We start from the raw sequence: 17030 nt of genomic DNA, 5'->3' as shown, positions 1-17030 counted from the left end.
TTTACCAATTTATTTAATTTCGTATCACATTATAGCTTTTTTAAATAAAAAAAATCCCACAACATAGTGTGGGATTTTTATCTTATTATATTCTTAAGCCATGTTAGCTTTTAAGATCATCAAAGAATTTTTTCACGCCATCGAAAAAACCTGTTTCTTTCGGGCTATGTTTGCTGGTACTTTTACCCATTTTTTCTTCTAACTGGCGTAATAAGTCAGCTTGATCACCCGATAAACTTACCGGTGTTTCAATCACAACCTTACACATTAAATCACCTACTGAATGGCTACGAACTGATTTAACACCTTTGCCACGCAAACGGAACATTTTACCTGTTTGAGTTTCTTTTGGTATTTTCAGCTTAACTTTGCCTTCAAGTGTAGGTACTTCAATTTCACCGCCTAATGCTGCGGTTGTGAAACTAATAGGTACTTCACAATATAAATTGTTTTCGTCACGAACAAAGATTTTATGGTCGCGAACATTAGCTTGTACGTATAAATCACCTGCTGGTGCACCATGTTCACCGGCTTCACCTTCACCTGACAAACGAATTCTGTCGCCCGTATCAACACCTGGTGGAATTTTAACTGATAAGGTTTTGTTTTTCTCTACACGCCCTTTACCACGACATGAAGTACAAGGGTCTGAAATAACTTTACCTTGGCCAGAACACGTTGGACATGTTTGCTGAACCGCGAATAATCCCTGGCGCATTTGCACTTGGCCATGACCATGACATGTTGAACATGTTTTAGCACTCGTACCTTTTTTAGCACCACTACCATCACAAGGTTCACAGCTAACATAGGTTGGTACTTTAATTTCTAAGGTTTTACCTTTAACCGCTTCTTCTAGCGTTAGGTCAAGGTTGTAGCGTAAATCGCTACCTCGACGCTGGCGAGATTGACCACCACGGCCACGACCACCGCCGCCAAAAATATCACCAAAAATATCACCAAAAGCATCGCCGAAGTCTTGACCGCCGCCGAAACCACCGCCACCATGACCACCTTGTTCAAACGCCGCATGACCATATTGATCATACGCCGCACGCTTTTGATCATCGGTTAATATTTCATAAGCTTCTTTAACTTCTTTAAACTGTTCTTCTTTTGATTTATCACCTTGAGTTCTATCAGGATGAAATTTCATTGCTAAACGTTTATAAGCTTTTTTGATATCTCGCTCAGCTGCATCTTTTGATACACCAAGCACTTCATAATAATCGCGTTTTGACATAGGTTTTATTTCTTTACTTCAAATTTATGGATACTAATTTGTTTAACTTCTTTCTTAGACGCGGTAAGAGTTATCTTCAACATCTTAAAAATCTAAGCAAATTAACATCAAGTAATAATTACGTTTCGTTGCTGTTTACATAGTTTTTGACAAAGCAAAGCGCCGATGATTATCGACGCTCTAATTTGTTTGAACTAAACCACAAAGTTTAATTGTTTTTTGTTGCCACTGTATCGCTCTAGAGCAAGACGGTCACGCGAAGCATACAAGTGTATGGGAGCATGTCCAACGCAGCTATTGAGCGTTACAGTTACAACCTAACAACTAATTATTTGTCGTCCTTAACCTCTTCAAACTCAGCGTCAACAACATCATCGCCACCAGCTGCAGAATCAGCTTCTGGTGCTTCACCTTCAGGTGCGCCGCCTTGTGCTTGAGCTTTCGCTTGAGCGATTTCCATCAACTTAGCTGAAGCTTCGATAACGGCTTGAGTTTTAGCATCGATTTCTTCTTTGCTATCGCCTTTAATGGCAACTTCAAGTTCAGATAATGCTGCTTCAATTTTCTCTTTATCTTCGCTTGGTAAATCTTCGCCAGCTTCTTCAACTTGCTTACGAGTTGCGTGAACCATGCCATCAGCTTGGTTACGAGCTTGTACAAGCTCTTCAAATTTCGCATCTTCGTCAGCATTTGCTTCCGCGTCACGTACCATTTGCTCTACTTCATCATCTGATAAACCAGAAGAAGCTTTAATGGTAATTTTTTGCTCTTTACCTGTGTTCTTATCTTTTGCTGTTACATGCAAAATACCATCAGCATCTAAATCGAATGTTACTTCAATTTGTGGCGTACCACGTGGTGCTGGGTCAATACCTTCAAGGTTAAATTGACCAAGAGATTTGTTGGCAGAAGCTTGCTTACGCTCACCTTGCACAACATGTACAGTTACAGCAGCTTGGTTATCGTCAGCTGTTGAGAATGTTTGAGATTGTTTAGTTGGGATAGTGGTGTTTTTGTCGATAACTTTCGTCATCACGCCGCCCATAGTCTCAATACCTAGTGATAAAGGCGTAACATCTAAAAGAAGTACGTCAGTTACGTCACCAGAAAGTACACCTGCTTGAATAGCTGCACCAGCGGCTACTGCTTCATCAGGGTTAACATCTTTACGTGGCTCTTTACCAAAGAATTCAGTAACAACTTTTTGTACCATTGGCATACGTGTTTGACCACCAACCAAGATAACATCGTTAATGTCGCTAATTGAAAGGTCAGCATCTTGAAGCGCTTTTTTAAGCGGCTCTAATGTTGCTTTAACCATGTCTTCAACTAAAGATTCTAATTTTGCACGTGTTACCTTAATGTTCATGTGCTTAGGACCTGAGGCGTCAGCAGTGATGTACGGTAAGTTAACATCTGTTTGTTGTGCAGAAGAAAGTTCACATTTTGCTTTTTCAGCCGCTTCTTTCAAACGTTGCATAGCTAATGGATCTTGCGTTAAGTCCATGCCTTGATCTTTCTTAAATTCAGTTACTAGGTAGTTAATTAAACGGTTATCAAAATCTTCACCACCTAAGTGAGTGTCACCGTTTGTCGCTAATACTTCAAACGTGTGCTCGCCTTCAACTTCATCAATTTCGATGATAGAGATATCGAATGTACCACCACCTAAATCGTATACTGCAACAACTTTGTCGCCTTCTTGCTTGTCCATGCCGTAAGCAAGAGCAGCAGCAGTTGGCTCGTTAATAATACGTTTAACATCAAGACCCGCAATACGACCAGCATCTTTAGTTGCTTGACGTTGTGAATCGTTAAAGTAAGCAGGAACAGTAATTACGGCTTCAGTTACTTTTTCGCCTAAGTAATCTTCGGCTGTTTTTTTCATTTTTGCTAAAACTTCAGCAGAAACTTGTGGAGGAGCGATATTTTTATCACGTGCCGTAACCCAAGCATCACCGTTGTCAGCTTTAACAATGCCAAATGGCATAATTTTAATGTCGCGTTGAACTTCTTCGTCTTCAAAACGACGACCAATTAAACGCTTAATCGCGAATAATGTGTTTTTAGGGTTAGTAACTGATTGACGCTTAGCTGGTTGTCCAACTAACGTTTCACCTTCTTCAGTGTAAGCAATGATTGAAGGAGTTGTACGATCGCCTTCTGCATTTTCAATTACACGTGCTTTACCACCATCTAGAACAGCAACACAAGAGTTTGTTGTTCCTAGATCAATACCAATAATCTTGCCCATTTTGACGATCTCCGAATACTTAATTTAATAAAAATAAAGATTAAATCTTTTGATGAACAGTTAGTGGGGGCAGGAAAAAGTCTTTTCAACTATTTTTATTCAATTAAATTAAAAAATATTAAATTTATTTGCTCTACTCTTTATTAAAGCCGATTAAGCGCACACTTTAAGCATTTGCAATTTATAGCAAAGTGAGTAAAACACACCACCAACGTTACTTTTTAAGTAGATAAGAAAAACAAGATAATAATTGTACGTATCAATCACTATACTTTTTTAATTCGCAATACGATTGAGGTTTCACACGATCCTGTATCCTAAAAATAGCTTCTCGGTACAGCGGTGGTAGAAGCCCTTAATCTATTAATGTCTGACTAAAGAGAACCCTGTAGGAAAGCATGAAACCAAGCACACAACTTAAAAGCACAACAAAAAAATTTCACCACCGAGGCACCGAGGGACTTCGTCCTACACCGAGAAGTGCAAAAACATGAAAGTAAGATCTTACCCATATTCACTTTCTTATCACTACTCTCTTCTCGGTGTAGCGCGCAGCGTCTCGGTGCCTCGGTGGTAGTAGCCCTTAATTTTTTAATCTCTTAGCCTTTAAATACATAGAGAACTCATTAGTAAAAGCGTGAAACCAGGCACAACCTAAAAAAACACAACAAAAAAATTTCACCACCGAGGCACCGAGGGACTTCGTCCTACACCGAGAAGTGCAAAAACATGAAGGTAAGATCTTACCTATATTCACTTTCTTATCACTACTCTCTTCTCGGTGTAACGCGCAGCGTCTCGGCGTCTCTGTGGTAGTAGCCCTTAATCTTTTAATTTTTTAATTTTTTAATTTTTTAATTTTTTAATTTTTTAATTTTTTAATTTTTTAATTTTTTAATTTTTTAATTTTTTAATTTTTTAATTTTTTAATTTTTTAATTTTTTAATTTTTTTTAAAAGGGAACTTACTATACCGAAATCTGCTTTTATAAATGTTTGTCCACATAGACAGAGAACAAATTTTGCACATAAAAAAACCAGACATTAGCCTGGTTTCTTAGGTTTAACTAACTACAGATAATATTATGCAGTAGTATCAACACTTGGCTTAGCTTTAGATACCATCACCATAGCAGGGCGAATTAAGCGACCGTTTAACTCATAACCTTTTTGCATCACAGCAATAACTGTATTGGCTGGCACACCTTCAACTTCTTGCATTGACATCGCTTGATGTAATTCAGGGTTGAATGGTTGGTCTTGCGGGTCAATTGCTTTAATAGCAAATTTCTCTAACGAAGCAAGTAAACCTTGATAAGTAAGATCAATACCTTCAACAATAGCAGTATTGTTTTCATCTTCTCTATCAATATTTTGTAATGCACGCTCTAAATTATCAACTGTTGTTAACATCTCAGCTGCAAACTTTTCTAAAGCGAATTTACGCGCTTTTTCAACATCTTGAGCAGCACGACGACGAACATTGTCTACTTCTGCTTTAGCACGGATAACAGAATCTTTTTGATCAGCAACCGTAGATTTAGCCGAGGCTAAAGCCAATTCAAGCTCGTTTATTTTTTCTTGTTCAGGGCTGATACTCTCAGCAGCAGCGTCTAGTTGAACATCAACTTGCTCTTCTGCTTGTTCAATAACTTCAGCGGCTAATTCTTCTGCTGCAATTTCTTCAGCACTTTTATTTTCTGTTGACTCGTTGGCCATGTAAAACTCCAAAGTAGGTCTTAAATTCAAAATAGGTAAAACTGATAACGCTAATTATGGGGGCTTGTTTTTATGATTCAAGCACAAAAGTAAATCATTTAAAAAAAAGTCGACTTTACAAGCGAGTAAAATAGCGCGAAACTGCTGATAGTCCTTAATTATATTACATATTTATAAGCACAGTATGAGTAATTTATACAACACAATTGGTTTAATTGGAAAACCTCATCATGAAGGTGCCAGCTCAACCATAGAAGCCTTACATCAATATTTATCACAAAATGGCTACAAAGTGCTGATTGAAAGTTCTGTCGCACAAACGGTGAACATAGACAATATTGACAAGGCGTCACTCACCGATATTGGCGAACGTGCAGATCTAGCTATTGTTATAGGTGGTGACGGTTACATGCTAGGCGCGGCAAGAGTGTTAGCTTGTTACAACATAGGTGTAATTGGCGTAAACCGCGGTAACTTAGGCTTTCTAACTGACTTATCGCCAGATGATTTAATTGCCCCACTTGAAGCTATTTTAAAGGGTGAGTCACGTTCTGAACAACGCTTTATTATTGAAGCTGAAGTTTATCGTCACAGCAAACTTAAAAGCTCTAACAGCGCAGTAAATGAAGCTGTTTTGCATGCGGGTAAAGTTGCCAACATGATAGAGTTTGAAGTTTACATTGACGGAAGCTTTATGTTTAGTCAGCGTTCTGATGGGCTAATAGTGTCAACCCCAACGGGTTCAACAGCTTATTCAATGTCGGCAGGTGGTCCAATATTAACGCCAAACTTAAATGCCCTCTCGCTTGTTCCAATGTTTCCTCATACATTAACGAGTAGGCCAATTGTGGTTGACGGCAACAGCGAAATAAAACTTAAATTAGCCAATGAAAACTATGAAAACTTACAAGTAAGTTGCGATGGCCATGTAATTTTAGCGGTTATGCCGGGTGATGAAGTTATCATCAAGAAGAGTGAATTTACTTTACGTTTAATTCATCCGCTTGATCATAACTACTTTAATGTGCTCAGAAACAAACTTAGTTGGGGCAATAAACTGTATTAATGCAATGAAAATAAAATGGAATATTATCCAGCTACTACTCTTTAGTTTTTTGTTTTTTTCATTTTTCGCATCAAGCGAAGATAAAGAAGAAAAAATTGACATCATTTGGGTAACAGAGGCTTGGCAAAACTATACAAATGAAGACGGCACTGGACTTTATCATGAACTATTTGAAGTTATATTCCATAACTCACCATATAATATTCAAGTTAAGTATTTACCATGGAAGCGAGCGCTGCGTGAAATAGAAACAAAGCAAGCGAATATAAGTGGTGCGCTACCGAATAATGGAAAATATTTATTTGCAGATGTGCCAATACTAACCGAGCCAATCAGTATCTTAAGGCAAAAAACTGAGACTAACTTAACCTTACAGGAAATAAGCAATTTAGTTGCAGTTTGGCCACAAAGGTATGCTGACGAAATTTTATTTCCTTCAATTGCTCCCTATATAAACGGCGTAAGTGTTGATTATCGTAAAGACGCTTTGCATTTACTCAGAGTGAAAAAAGTTGATTACTACTTAGATATTCGAACAATATTAGAAACACAGCTCGCTTTATGGCCAGAAGCTGAACAACAAAAATATTATATTCAAGATCTAGTAACTTCAAAACTGTATTTAGTGTTTAGTGATGACCCAAAAGGTAAAGCACTTAAACACTACTACGACACAAAAACTAAAGCGCTTTTAGACCAAAACATTCTGCAAAAAATCTATCAAAAATATAAGCTGAGTTTTCCATTGTTCGAATAAATTTTCAACAATAGTTAAATTAATTATTGCATAAAAAACAGATACTGTATAAATTAACAGTATCTGTTTTTTTGTAATCTTTTTTATCATTAAAGTTATTAATTTATCCACTCGTCTGTTGGAAAATTAATACGCTAGGACAAGCTTATGTTATTGCAGCTCAACATTCAAAATTTTGCCATTGTGCGTTCTCTCGACATTGATTGGCATCAAGGCATGACCACCATTACCGGTGAAACCGGTGCAGGTAAATCAATTGCTATCGATGCCTTAGGTTTATGTTTGGGTGATAGAGCTGTAACTAATGTCGTTAGGCCTAATTGCGCAAAAGCCGAATTAGCCGCCACCTTTGATACCACTAAAAATAAACATGCCAAACATTGGTTGAAAAAACACGATATGTTACTTGATAACGAATGTATTCTTCGTCGTGTTATTTCTGCAGAAGGCCGCTCAAAAGCTTACATCAACGGTAGCCAGGTGCCTCTAGCTCAGCTCAAAGAAATAGGCCAATTATTGATTAACATTCATGGGCAACACGACCATCAGTTAATTGTTAAAGCAAGTGAGCAACGCAACATTCTTGACGCATACGCCGGTCATCAACATTTGTTAGACGAAGTCAAATTCTATTTTCATCAATGGCGTGAACTTAATCAAGAAGCAAAAATATTACAAGAAAGTAAAATTCAACGAGAAGCAAAGCAACAGCTTTTACAATATCAAGTAAATGAATTAGACGAGTTTTCACTGCAAATTGACGAATTTGAAACATTAGAAACAGACTACAAACGCCAAAGCAATGGTCAGCATATTTTAAGCGAAACCTTAATTGCCGTGCAGCAATTATCAGAGAATGAGCAATTTAATGTTGTTGACAGTTTGCAACACAGCGCTGAACAAATAGCCGCGCTTGGAAATTACGATCCGGCTTTAAAAGCTATTGCAGAGCAACTAAACGAAGCATTAATACAAGTTGAAGATGCCAGCCAAGAAATTAAGCATTACTATGAAAGCCTAGAGCTTGACCCTCAAGCTTATAACCTAATAGAAGAACGATACTCAACAGCAGTATTACTCGCTAAAAAGCATCAAATTTCACCGAACGCATTAGCGGCTTTTCATCAGCAACTTTTGCAAGAGCTGCAACTTTTTAGCTCTGATGAAACTCGTTTAACACAAATTAATGATGACATAGAAGCGGCAAAGCAAAAATATCAACATGCGGCACTTACTTTGTCTGATTCAAGAAAAAAAGCCGCCACTAAACTCAGCAAAATGATCACCAAAAGCATGGGCGAACTTAACATGCAACATGGCAAGTTTTTCATTGATATTTGCCCAGATAAAAACGAAAGTTTATCCGTTAACGGTAACGACACAGTCAGCTATCTTGCCAGCTTAAACCCGGGGCAAGCGCTTGAGGCCATGAATAAAGTCGCATCGGGCGGTGAGCTATCAAGAATTAGCTTAGCTATGCAAGTTATTTTGGCCGATAAAGTTGTTACGCCTACATTAATATTTGATGAAGTAGATGTTGGCATTAGTGGTCCTACAGCTGCAATGGTAGGTTCAAAACTAAAACAATTAGCCAAAAACACCCAAGTTATTTGTGTAACGCATTTACCACAAGTTGCCAGTAAAGGGCATCAGCAATTATTTGTTGCGAAATTAACCGATGGTGAGCACACCGAAACAACAGTAACGGAACTTTCTAGTGATGGGCGCGTCCAAGAAATTGCACGATTATTAGCGGGTGATAAAATTACCGAAAATAGCTTAGCAAATGCACAAGAATTGCTAGCTGGATAATGTAAAGCTTAGCAAGTGGGTAAAATAAACTAAAAATTATTTTGTATCTATCAGCCTGCTTCGCTATTATCCCCGTTCAAACTATAAAGGATAAATATAATTACCATGTTGTTTCGAGTATTAGCTATTGTAATCGCCTTGTCTGTTTCTGCCTGTTCTAGTTGGGTTTATCGTATAGATATTCCACAAGGAAACTATCTAGAGCAAAAAGATATCGACAAACTTCAAATTGGCATGACAAAAGAGCAAGTTAAATTTGTATTAGGAAGCCCTGTTGTTGAAGATGCGTTTAATACCGACATTTGGCATTATGTTTATCGTTTCAAGTCAGGTAGAAATTCAGATTTTAACGCAGAAAAACAATTTTCAATCACCTTTGAAGATAATAAAGTTGTTAATGCTGAAGGTGACTTTGAGATACCTGAAAGCTATTACGAGCCAATGGTAAACTAATATTTTACATCATTAGTTCGAGCTCTGGTTGATATATAAAATTAAGCATGTCGTTTACGACATGCTTTTTTGTTTGCAGCGTTTTAAAACTTTGAATAGTTAATCAGTTACTTTTTATAAAAAACTAATAAACTATTACAACTTAGGCTTCATTAGCTTTGCTTCTGCGCGGATCTACTCGGCCACCAGTAACTTTATCTGCTCGCCCTTCTTCTTTGGCTTTTTCTGCTCGGCGCTTTCTTACTTCTTTAGGATCAGCTAGCAAAGGTCGGTATACTTCAATGCGGTCTAAGTCTTTAACAATATCAGTTAGTTTAGCTGCACGGTTCCAAATACCCACGTTATTAACAGATAAATCAATTTCAGGGAACTCATCAACAATACCCGAAGCTAAAATAGCTTGTTCTATTGTTGTATTGGGTTCAACAATACAATTAATAATTTCTTGTTTTGTTGGCGTGCCATAGACCACTTCAATAGTAAACTGCTCTTGCAAACCGCTTTCGTCACTCATAACCTGTTCGTTCATGTAAATATAAACTCTTATAAAAAATATTAAATGCTAGCCGTAAACGGCTTTCGCGCGCTGGGTGAAAGCTTGCACCATATTATTAGCTAAACTATTAAAAACCCGACCAAAGGCTAAATCAAACATTTTATTAGAGAACTCATAATCTAACGCTAGTTCAATTTTGCAGGCATCATCAGACAAGGCTGTTAATTTCCAACCACCAACTAAGTACTTAAAAGGACCATCAACTAGGCTCATTCTCACTTCTTTATTACTCACCAATTCATTTTGAGTAGTAAACCATTTTTTAAGGCCACCCTTTGACACTAATAGCGCCGCGGTCATACTGTTATCGTCTTCGGTAATTATTTTACTATCACTACAATCTGGCAAGAACTTTGGGTAAGCAAGCACATCATTAATTAAATAGTACATATCTTCTACACTGTGCATCACTAATGCACTACGGCTTATGTTCGGCATTCGCCCTCCAATTCTCAAGGGCGGTATCATAGCAAATGTCTTTTAAAAACGCATTAAAGTGAAAAATGATAAATAAGCCATTTAATTAAGCATAATTCCCCGTATAATGTTGGCAATTGCTATTTTTGGTAGTAAACAGAATGGAAATATAATGGCAAAGAAAAAAAAATCATCAAGCAGTAATACAATTGCACTGAATAAAAAAGCACGCCACAACTATAACTTAACCGACAAATATGAAGCCGGTATGAGCTTACAAGGTTGGGAAATAAAAAGTATACGCAGTGGTAAAGTCAACATATCAGACTGTTATGTCTTTGTTAAAGACCGAGAAGCCTACTTAGTTGGCGCAGAAATTATGCCGCTTAATGCTGCCTCAAGCCACGTAGTATGTGATCCTAACCGTTCACGTAAACTGCTATTAAATCGTCGCGAGCTAGACCAACTTATATTTGCCGTTGACCGCGATGGCTATTCACTTATTGCGACCGCAATGTACTGGAAAGCTTGTTGGGTAAAGTTAGAATTTTATCTTGGTAAAGGTAAAAAAGCTCACGACAAACGTGCCGACATAAAAGATCGCGAATGGGCGGTTGATAAAGGCCGTTTAATGAAAAACAAGAATTTAGAAAGGTAACTGGTTAAAAAATACCACGTTGTCTATTTAAATAAAGCGCGGTACAATGCGTTTTGTAGGCTAATTTAGTCTATAGTAAAAGAGTAAAGCTTTGGGGCGGATCTAGGATTCGACAAGATTCACGAAACCCAAGGTGCATGCCGAGGGGCGGTTGGCCTCGTAAAAAGCCGCAAAACTATAATTGCAAACGACGAAACGTTCGCACTAGCCGCTTAGGCTAGCCATCGCCTCAAAAATTCTCCTATTGTTTAGAGGATCGATGGTCACCCCAAATAGGATAGCGAGGGAAGCACGCTTAAGGCTGAACCGCGAAATAGTATTAAGCTCACCATGACGAAGCCTGTCGGTTGGCGTCTAATTGGTTAAACAAATAATCGACTAAGCATGTAGTACCGAGGATGTAGGTTTTTTGGACGGGGGTTCGATTCCCCCCCGCTCCACCAAAATAAAGACCTTTTTTAGTTTATTCGTTATACCTAGTAACTTATAGATTTGGCCGCAGCTTGTTTACAAGCTGCGAAAAAAAAACCGCTTAATAGCGGTTTTTTTATGTCTGAAAATTAATGTGTATCTGACCCTACTTAATATGGTTTTTAAATTATTCTATTGATTTTTATCGATTATTTGTGGGGATAAGTCATACTCTGACCTCATCAATTCTTTAACAATAGAACATTAAACCTGTTTTCTCTCTAATGTAATAGCCCAACTTGATTAGTTAGTATTACTTGTCTAAATTTAAAGCACCTTTCGACATAAGTACAATGGAAGTTATTTATGGAATATTATTTTTCTTTCCTTCAATCCTTATCAAACATAATTGAAGGTGAATCTAAATATATTTATCAATCTGAATTTATTCCTGATGACCTAAAACGCGCAATGGAGAGTGCTGTAATAGAATTAATACCTGTACTTAATGCAAGAATAGCTGAAATAGGTGAAAACGATTGTAATATTCAAAACCTTATTGTTATAAACATTACATCTACAAAAAACAGATACCATAATATTAATCGAGAAGAGATAGATCATGAAGGAGTTATTCCAGAAGGAATTAATCCAGAAGAGGTTTTATTGTATTCCGGGTTAGCCGGTGAACAGAAAAAAATGAAACTATTAGCATTTTCAAAAGCTCTGTTTGACTATCAACAATGTAAAACAGCATTAAATTTATTTTTAGTTATAGATATTGGTAAAACTCTATACAGTAGTCTTTCAAATGTTCTTTTTGATTCAAAATATAAGACGTTATTAGATGAATGTTTTAATATTTTTACCGACATTTATAAAAAATATGTTTCATTATAATAACTCACTTCCCTTTGTTACATTACATAATTCAGACATCAATATCTCAGCCCATATTGAATAATTTTGATTGAAAAAACCGCTTAATAGCGGTTTTTTTATGTCTGCTGTTTAAGAGATTCGCTATTACTAATATATAGTAATGGCGAAAACCATAAGCAAAGTTTACAAAATGCTAGCCAGTGCTTTTTCTAGCTCGGCTACGGTTCGGTCAACGTTGTGCAACTTATCTAAACCAAACAAACCAATGCGGAAGGTTTTAAAGTCTGCACGTTCGCCTACTTGCATTGGTACGCCAGCCGCAATTTGTAAGCCTACTGAGGCGAATTTTTTACCGTTTTGAAATTCGTTATCTGATGTATAACTTACAACAACTCCTGGTGCGGCAAAGTCGTCTGCAGCAACACTTTCAATACCGTGTTGCTTGAGCAAGGCGCGAACTTTCTGTCCTAGCTCTTGTTGCTCTTGGCATACTTTGTCAAAACCATAAGCTTTGGTTTCTTTAATAATATCTCTAAAACGGGTTAAGCCATCTGTTGGCATTGTCGCGTGGTATGCATGGCCACCACTTTCGTAGGCTTCCATAATTTGTAGCCATTTTTTAAGATCGCAAGCAAAGCTGTCGCTAGTGGTTGAGTCAATGCGTTCGCGTGCTAACTCGCTTAACATAACTAATGCACAACACGGTGAAGCACTCCAACCTTTTTGCGGGGCGCTAATTAATACATCAACACCCGTTGCCTGCATATCAACCCAAATAGTGCCTGAGGCGATACAATCAAGTACCATAATGCCGCCAACTTGATGTACAGCTTCTGCCATCGCTTTAATGTAGTCATCTGGCAATATAATACCAGCTGACGTTTCTACATGTGGGGCAAATACAACATCAGGTGATTCAGCTAAAATAGTGGCTACGACTTCAGCTATCGGTGGTGGCGTAAAAGGCGCTTGAGTTTCATCTTTAGTTTGTTGTGCTTTTAATACCGTTTCGCTACTCGGCATACCGCCCATTTCAAAAATTTGACTCCAACGGTAGCTAAACCAACCATTTCGCACTACGAGTACTTTTTTATCACGTGCAAATTGTCGAGCAACCGCTTCCATGCCAAAGGTACCACTGCCGGGCACAACGATAGTACTGTGGGCTTGGTAAACAGATTTTAAATCAGCTGATATGTCTTGCATTACTTGCTGGAACGAACCAGACATATGATTTAATGCGCGATCAGTGTAAACAACGGAATATTCTAATAATCCATCGGGGTCAATATTGGGTAGTAATCCAGCCATATTAGGGTCTCTTTATATCGTATATATTGCATGATAGTGCCGTAGATACCGAATACTATCAATGCTTAATGCAGAATAATTAGGAATATCATACAAGCGTTGAAAATTAGTTATACCGTTAACCCAGAGCCAAATAAGTAGTTATTTGGCCCTTATTTATCTTGGGCATTATTAAACCATTGACTAGGCCTGTAACCGACTCTCTTTACGTCACACCAATAGGATCATTTATTTTAATTAATCTATTTAAAACAATTAACTCTGTAAATAGAGCATCATAAAATTGTGAAGATTTGCTAAGATAATATACACTCTTCGCTACTGTTATATTTTCTAGCCATATTATTCAAAAGGATCTTTTGTTGTGAATTCAGCTATTAGTAACCACCAACCACTTAAATGGTTATTTACTCTTGCTATTTTATATACACTTTACCTTGCTCAATCATTATTCATTCCTATTTTATTTTCTGCCTTTATTGCGTTATTGCTGAGCCCTTCAGTTAAGTTACTAAAAACTTTCTATATACCTCGCGCTGTTTCTTCTGTGGTATTACTGGCATTACTCGTAGCACCTTTTAGTTTTTTAGCCTCAGAGTTAGTCGAACCAGCGCAAAAATGGGCGCAGTTACTCCCTAAAATTACGGTCCAACTTAATCAGAAAATTGATACGTTAAGTAATGAGTTTGATAATAAAAAACAGCAGGCAGAGGCAGAAGTTGCAGCAAACAAAAGAAAAGAAGAAGGCTTCAGTTTTTTTGGTATGTTTTCCAGTAACAAACCTCCTTCGAAAGCACCAACAAAAACCGATGATAATTCAGTAGAAAAACATATTAAACAAGGCGGTATTGAGCTTTTAATTTCGGGCCTTAGTAGCGCGCCAATCTTTTTAGCTCAATGCTTTGGTTGCTTAATATTAATTCTTTTTTTACTGATTTATGGCCCCTCAGTGTATCTTGCAGCGAGAAGTTTTCCTCACATCAGTAACAAGAAAAAGCTCGACTCCATTGTATATGAAGTACAAAAAGTACTTTCAAAATATATTATTACCATCAGCGTTATTAACTTTATTCTTGGCGCAGTTACCGCTATCGCGTTTGCCTTGTTAGGTTTAGACGACCCTATATTATGGGGTGCATTAGTTGGACTCCTGAACTTTGTTCCGTATGTTGGCTCTGCCATAAGTATTGTTATTTTAACCCTAGTTGGCTCAGTTCAATTTGGGTTAACATTTTTTGCATTAGCCCCTGCTTTTGCATTTTTATGTGTAAATGTACTTGAATCACAGTTGCTTACACCTATGGTATTAGGCACAAAAATGCAGCTTAACCCGCTAGTAACTATATTGTGGTTATTTTTTCTTGGGTGGCTTTGGGGAATGCTAGGTGTACTGCTAGCTGTACCTATTTTAGTCTCTATTAAATTAACATTAGAGCGGCTTAATTTATTTACCCATTGGGTCGCTTTTATTGAAGCCAAAGCTTAAATAAGCAGTAAATTTATTCAAACACAGTTAGTTTTAAACGCAGCAGAATATAAGTAAGTAAAGTTTTCATTCTGCTGTGTCAATATTTCAGGGATTAAAAAAACCGTTTTAACATACAAAAATAAACCACTGAAATATAACAATTTAATCACAATATAAACTTGGCTCAATGATTGCTCCACTTAAACCAGTTAATAAAAACTGTTATGTCAAAAGGAGATAATCACATGGCGACTAAAACTTCAAATACAGATAAGCAAACAAAATCTACTCATCCTATAGCTGATAAAGTACAAGGGACTTTACACGAATCTGTTGACACTTTAGCTCAAAAAGCAGCATCAACTGAAGATCGTTTACGTAATGCAGCTCAATCTAGTGGCGAAAGTTTGGCTGCTAAGCAAGCAGAAGTTAAAGAGAAATGGGAACAGTCTTCAGTAAAAAAATATGCGACTGAAAACCCTGTAGCAACTGCCGGAATAGCCTTCGCAGCGGGTGTACTACTAACAAGCCTATTGCTTAGAAAGTAATAACTAAATAGGAAGCTAACATAGTGACCATTAACGAAGATTCAGATGCTCAACACAATAAGCACACTGATGCTGAAGCGGAAAGCTTACGTCTTTTGCAAGAGCGTGAGCAACTTCAAGCAGCTGAAGCTTCGTTTATTGAAACCTACTCAGCTATTATTAAGCTTTTTAAAGTTAAACAAAAAAAGTACCAAAACACGTTAGATCTCGCAGCGTTAGAAGGAAAAATATCACTTAAAGCCATTGCTATATTTGGTATTTTATTATTTATAACTTCAGTTATAGCTACCATACTTTGGTGCTTAATTAATGTGGCAATAGTACTTGCTACTATGCATTTATTTTCTTCAGTGTGGTTAGGCTTGGGTATAGCTGTAGCAATAAATATCTTACTAATTTTATTAGCTTTAAAACTAATGAGAAAAGTAAAACGTGAAATAGGATTTAACCGAACACAACGCGTATTTAAAGGTGACTCATGATTTTTTCATTATTCAAGCAGGTCGAGCATGCCAATAAGTGCGCTGCTAACTTAGCATTACTCAGCAAACTTGAGCAATCGCAAAGCCAACGTGCAAAAGAAAAATCTTTAGCGCTGATCACTTCACCAAAAGGCTTAGCTGCAATTTTTACTGTTGGTTTAGCACGAGGGGTAATCTCACCAAGTATTACTCGACAGCTTAAAAGCATGGCGGTTGTATTGGGCAAAACGAATTTAGATAGCTGGTTAACCGACGAAGAGATGCAAACGCCAGAATAGTATTTAGAAGATTGGTTATTAAAAAAGCTTTAATTAATTATTGATGCCGACGTCTAATCTCCCCCTCCTATGCTGTTTTTACTTACAACACAAGCATTAGCATCTATAGGTTTTGGAGTTAGTTCTAGTTAAGGAAATTATTAACTCAACTAGAACCGAAAATATAAAAAATACGCTAAGCAGCGTGTTTCTTATTCGCTATTTTGCGAACACCTTTAAATAACAATACCTTCAATATTGGTAAAAATAAGCTTTGGTTTATGCTATTCGAAACAACGCACAAATTTTATTGTCTGATGGATCACGAAGGTAAGCTAGATATAATTTTCCTGCAGCACCTTCTCGTACGCCAGGACCATCTTCACAGGCGGTACCACCGTTAGCAAGCCCAGTAGCATGCCAAGCGTCGGCTTGCTCTGGAGAATCAGCAGTAAAACCAATTGTTGAACCATTACCATGCGATGCGGCTTCACCATTAATAGGTTTAGTTAACGAAAAAACGCCTTTATCTGTAAAATAAAAACAGCGCCCTTTCTCATCCATTACACCTGGCTTATGGCCCATTTCACCTAAAATTGCATCATAAAATACTTTAGATGCTTGTACGTCGTTAGCGCCGATCATGATATGACTAAACATTAGTTTTCCTCTATTTCGTAATTGTTTTACTGTTTTAAATAAAATCAACCTATTGAATAAAAACAGTAATACCGAGT

The 17030-nt window shown here is 37.3% G+C and carries 17 protein-coding genes and 1 other RNA gene; 11 read left to right on the top strand and 7 right to left on the bottom strand.

Annotation, left to right across the window (positions count from 1 at the left end; translation table 11 throughout):
- Window positions 1-103 precede the first annotated feature (103 nt).
- From dnaJ to grpE, 3 genes are all read right to left on the bottom strand, one after another.
- On the bottom strand, window positions 104-1243 hold the full coding sequence (gene dnaJ / locus B6A32_RS05950; protein ID WP_085301951.1) for a molecular chaperone DnaJ: 1140 nt from the start codon (window positions 1241-1243) through the stop codon (window positions 104-106).
- Between the two features lie 328 nt (window positions 1244-1571).
- Window positions 1572-3497, bottom strand: coding sequence for a molecular chaperone DnaK (gene dnaK, locus B6A32_RS05945; protein WP_085301949.1), 1926 nt, complete (start codon window positions 3495-3497; stop codon window positions 1572-1574).
- A gap of 1082 nt (window positions 3498-4579) precedes the next feature.
- The gene (grpE, locus tag B6A32_RS05940) at window positions 4580-5215 is read right to left on the bottom strand and encodes a nucleotide exchange factor GrpE (protein ID WP_085301947.1); all 636 of its coding nucleotides are present in this window, start codon (window positions 5213-5215) and stop codon (window positions 4580-4582) included.
- Between the two features lie 184 nt (window positions 5216-5399).
- Here grpE and nadK point away from each other — a divergent pair, with 184 nt between their 5' ends.
- From nadK to B6A32_RS05920, 4 genes are all read left to right on the top strand, one after another.
- A complete protein-coding gene (gene nadK / locus B6A32_RS05935; protein ID WP_085301945.1) occupies window positions 5400-6281 on the top strand; it encodes an NAD(+) kinase in 882 nt (293 codons plus the stop codon).
- Window positions 6282-6285: 4 nt separating this feature from the next.
- Complete coding sequence (locus B6A32_RS05930) at window positions 6286-7038, top strand: type 2 periplasmic-binding domain-containing protein (RefSeq protein ID WP_143327873.1); 753 nt, start codon at window positions 6286-6288, stop codon at window positions 7036-7038.
- Window positions 7039-7185: 147 nt separating this feature from the next.
- On the top strand, window positions 7186-8850 hold the full coding sequence (gene recN, locus B6A32_RS05925) for a DNA repair protein RecN (RefSeq protein ID WP_085301941.1): 1665 nt from the start codon (window positions 7186-7188) through the stop codon (window positions 8848-8850).
- 105 nt (window positions 8851-8955) lie between these two features.
- Window positions 8956-9303 (top strand): outer membrane protein assembly factor BamE, encoded by a 348-nt coding sequence (locus tag B6A32_RS05920; protein ID WP_198946869.1) that lies wholly within the window; start codon window positions 8956-8958, stop codon window positions 9301-9303.
- A 142-nt stretch (window positions 9304-9445) separates the two neighbouring features.
- Here the strand turns inward: B6A32_RS05920 and B6A32_RS05915 are convergent, their stop codons facing one another.
- Together B6A32_RS05915 and B6A32_RS05910 are read right to left on the bottom strand one after the other, a co-directional pair.
- A complete protein-coding gene (locus B6A32_RS05915; RefSeq protein WP_085302374.1) occupies window positions 9446-9817 on the bottom strand; it encodes an RnfH family protein in 372 nt (123 codons plus the stop codon).
- Between the two features lie 48 nt (window positions 9818-9865).
- Window positions 9866-10297, bottom strand: a complete 432-nt coding sequence (locus B6A32_RS05910; RefSeq protein ID WP_085301937.1) for an SRPBCC family protein — start codon at window positions 10295-10297, stop codon at window positions 9866-9868.
- Window positions 10298-10448: 151 nt separating this feature from the next.
- Between B6A32_RS05910 and smpB the strand changes: the two genes are divergently transcribed.
- From smpB to B6A32_RS05895, 3 genes are all read left to right on the top strand, one after another.
- Window positions 10449-10934 carry an SsrA-binding protein SmpB gene (smpB, locus tag B6A32_RS05905; RefSeq protein WP_085301935.1) on the top strand — a complete coding sequence of 162 codons (486 nt, stop codon included), beginning with the start codon at window positions 10449-10451 and terminating at the stop codon, window positions 10932-10934.
- 93 nt (window positions 10935-11027) lie between these two features.
- Window positions 11028-11377: a transfer-messenger RNA gene (gene ssrA / locus B6A32_RS05900) on the top strand.
- Between the two features lie 334 nt (window positions 11378-11711).
- On the top strand, window positions 11712-12245 hold the full coding sequence (locus B6A32_RS05895) for a hypothetical protein (RefSeq protein ID WP_085301933.1): 534 nt from the start codon (window positions 11712-11714) through the stop codon (window positions 12243-12245).
- Between the two features lie 165 nt (window positions 12246-12410).
- On the opposite strand, the gene B6A32_RS05890 is transcribed toward B6A32_RS05895, so the two are convergent.
- Complete coding sequence (locus B6A32_RS05890) at window positions 12411-13538, bottom strand: aminotransferase class V-fold PLP-dependent enzyme (protein ID WP_085301931.1); 1128 nt, start codon at window positions 13536-13538, stop codon at window positions 12411-12413.
- A 364-nt stretch (window positions 13539-13902) separates the two neighbouring features.
- Between B6A32_RS05890 and B6A32_RS05885 the strand changes: the two genes are divergently transcribed.
- The 4 genes from B6A32_RS05885 to B6A32_RS05870 all read left to right on the top strand — a co-directional run bounded on the left by B6A32_RS05885 (window position 13903) and on the right by B6A32_RS05870 (window position 16314).
- Entirely contained in the window at window positions 13903-15024 is a 1122-nt protein-coding gene (locus tag B6A32_RS05885; protein ID WP_085301929.1) for an AI-2E family transporter, read from the top strand.
- A 227-nt stretch (window positions 15025-15251) separates the two neighbouring features.
- Entirely contained in the window at window positions 15252-15554 is a 303-nt protein-coding gene (locus tag B6A32_RS05880) for a DUF883 domain-containing protein (protein WP_101685913.1), read from the top strand.
- 23 nt (window positions 15555-15577) lie between these two features.
- Window positions 15578-16036, top strand: coding sequence for a hypothetical protein (locus B6A32_RS05875; RefSeq protein ID WP_085301927.1), 459 nt, complete (start codon window positions 15578-15580; stop codon window positions 16034-16036).
- On the top strand, window positions 16033-16314 hold the full coding sequence (locus tag B6A32_RS05870) for a hypothetical protein (RefSeq protein ID WP_085301925.1): 282 nt from the start codon (window positions 16033-16035) through the stop codon (window positions 16312-16314). The genes B6A32_RS05875 and B6A32_RS05870 overlap by 4 nt, the downstream gene beginning before the upstream one ends.
- Before the next feature lie 258 nt (window positions 16315-16572).
- Here B6A32_RS05870 and B6A32_RS05865 read toward each other — a convergent pair whose 3' ends face one another.
- A complete protein-coding gene (locus B6A32_RS05865) occupies window positions 16573-16953 on the bottom strand; it encodes a VOC family protein (protein WP_085301923.1) in 381 nt (126 codons plus the stop codon).
- Between the last annotated feature and the right edge of the window lie 77 nt (window positions 16954-17030).

The organism is Colwellia polaris (assembly GCF_002104515.1).
Lineage (GTDB): Bacteria > Pseudomonadota > Gammaproteobacteria > Enterobacterales > Alteromonadaceae > Cognaticolwellia > Cognaticolwellia polaris.
Note: the sequence above shows the minus strand (reverse complement) of the source record. Positions and strands in the feature narration are given on the sequence as shown.

Bases quoted from the DNA above. Each gene is read 5' to 3' on its own strand.
- dnaJ (WP_085301951.1), bottom strand. From the start codon at position 1,243: ATGTCAAAACGCGATTATTATGAAGTGCTTGGTGTATCAAAAGATGCA.
- dnaK (WP_085301949.1), bottom strand. From the start codon at position 3,497: ATGGGCAAGATTATTGGTATTGATCTAGGAACAACAAACTCTTGTGTT.
- grpE (WP_085301947.1), bottom strand. From the start codon at position 5,215: ATGGCCAACGAGTCAACAGAAAATAAAAGTGCTGAAGAAATTGCAGCA.
- nadK (WP_085301945.1), top strand. From the start codon at position 5,400: ATGAGTAATTTATACAACACAATTGGTTTAATTGGAAAACCTCATCAT.
- B6A32_RS05930 (WP_143327873.1), top strand. From the start codon at position 6,286: ATGAAAATAAAATGGAATATTATCCAGCTACTACTCTTTAGTTTTTTG.
- recN (WP_085301941.1), top strand. From the start codon at position 7,186: ATGTTATTGCAGCTCAACATTCAAAATTTTGCCATTGTGCGTTCTCTC.
- B6A32_RS05920 (WP_198946869.1), top strand. From the start codon at position 8,956: ATGTTGTTTCGAGTATTAGCTATTGTAATCGCCTTGTCTGTTTCTGCC.
- B6A32_RS05915 (WP_085302374.1), bottom strand. From the start codon at position 9,817: ATGAGTGACGAAAGCGGTTTGCAAGAGCAGTTTACTATTGAAGTGGTC.
- B6A32_RS05910 (WP_085301937.1), bottom strand. From the start codon at position 10,297: ATGCCGAACATAAGCCGTAGTGCATTAGTGATGCACAGTGTAGAAGAT.
- smpB (WP_085301935.1), top strand. From the start codon at position 10,449: ATGGCAAAGAAAAAAAAATCATCAAGCAGTAATACAATTGCACTGAAT.
- B6A32_RS05895 (WP_085301933.1), top strand. From the start codon at position 11,712: ATGGAATATTATTTTTCTTTCCTTCAATCCTTATCAAACATAATTGAA.
- B6A32_RS05890 (WP_085301931.1), bottom strand. From the start codon at position 13,538: ATGGCTGGATTACTACCCAATATTGACCCCGATGGATTATTAGAATAT.
- B6A32_RS05880 (WP_101685913.1), top strand. From the start codon at position 15,252: ATGGCGACTAAAACTTCAAATACAGATAAGCAAACAAAATCTACTCAT.
- B6A32_RS05870 (WP_085301925.1), top strand. From the start codon at position 16,033: ATGATTTTTTCATTATTCAAGCAGGTCGAGCATGCCAATAAGTGCGCT.
- B6A32_RS05865 (WP_085301923.1), bottom strand. From the start codon at position 16,953: ATGTTTAGTCATATCATGATCGGCGCTAACGACGTACAAGCATCTAAA.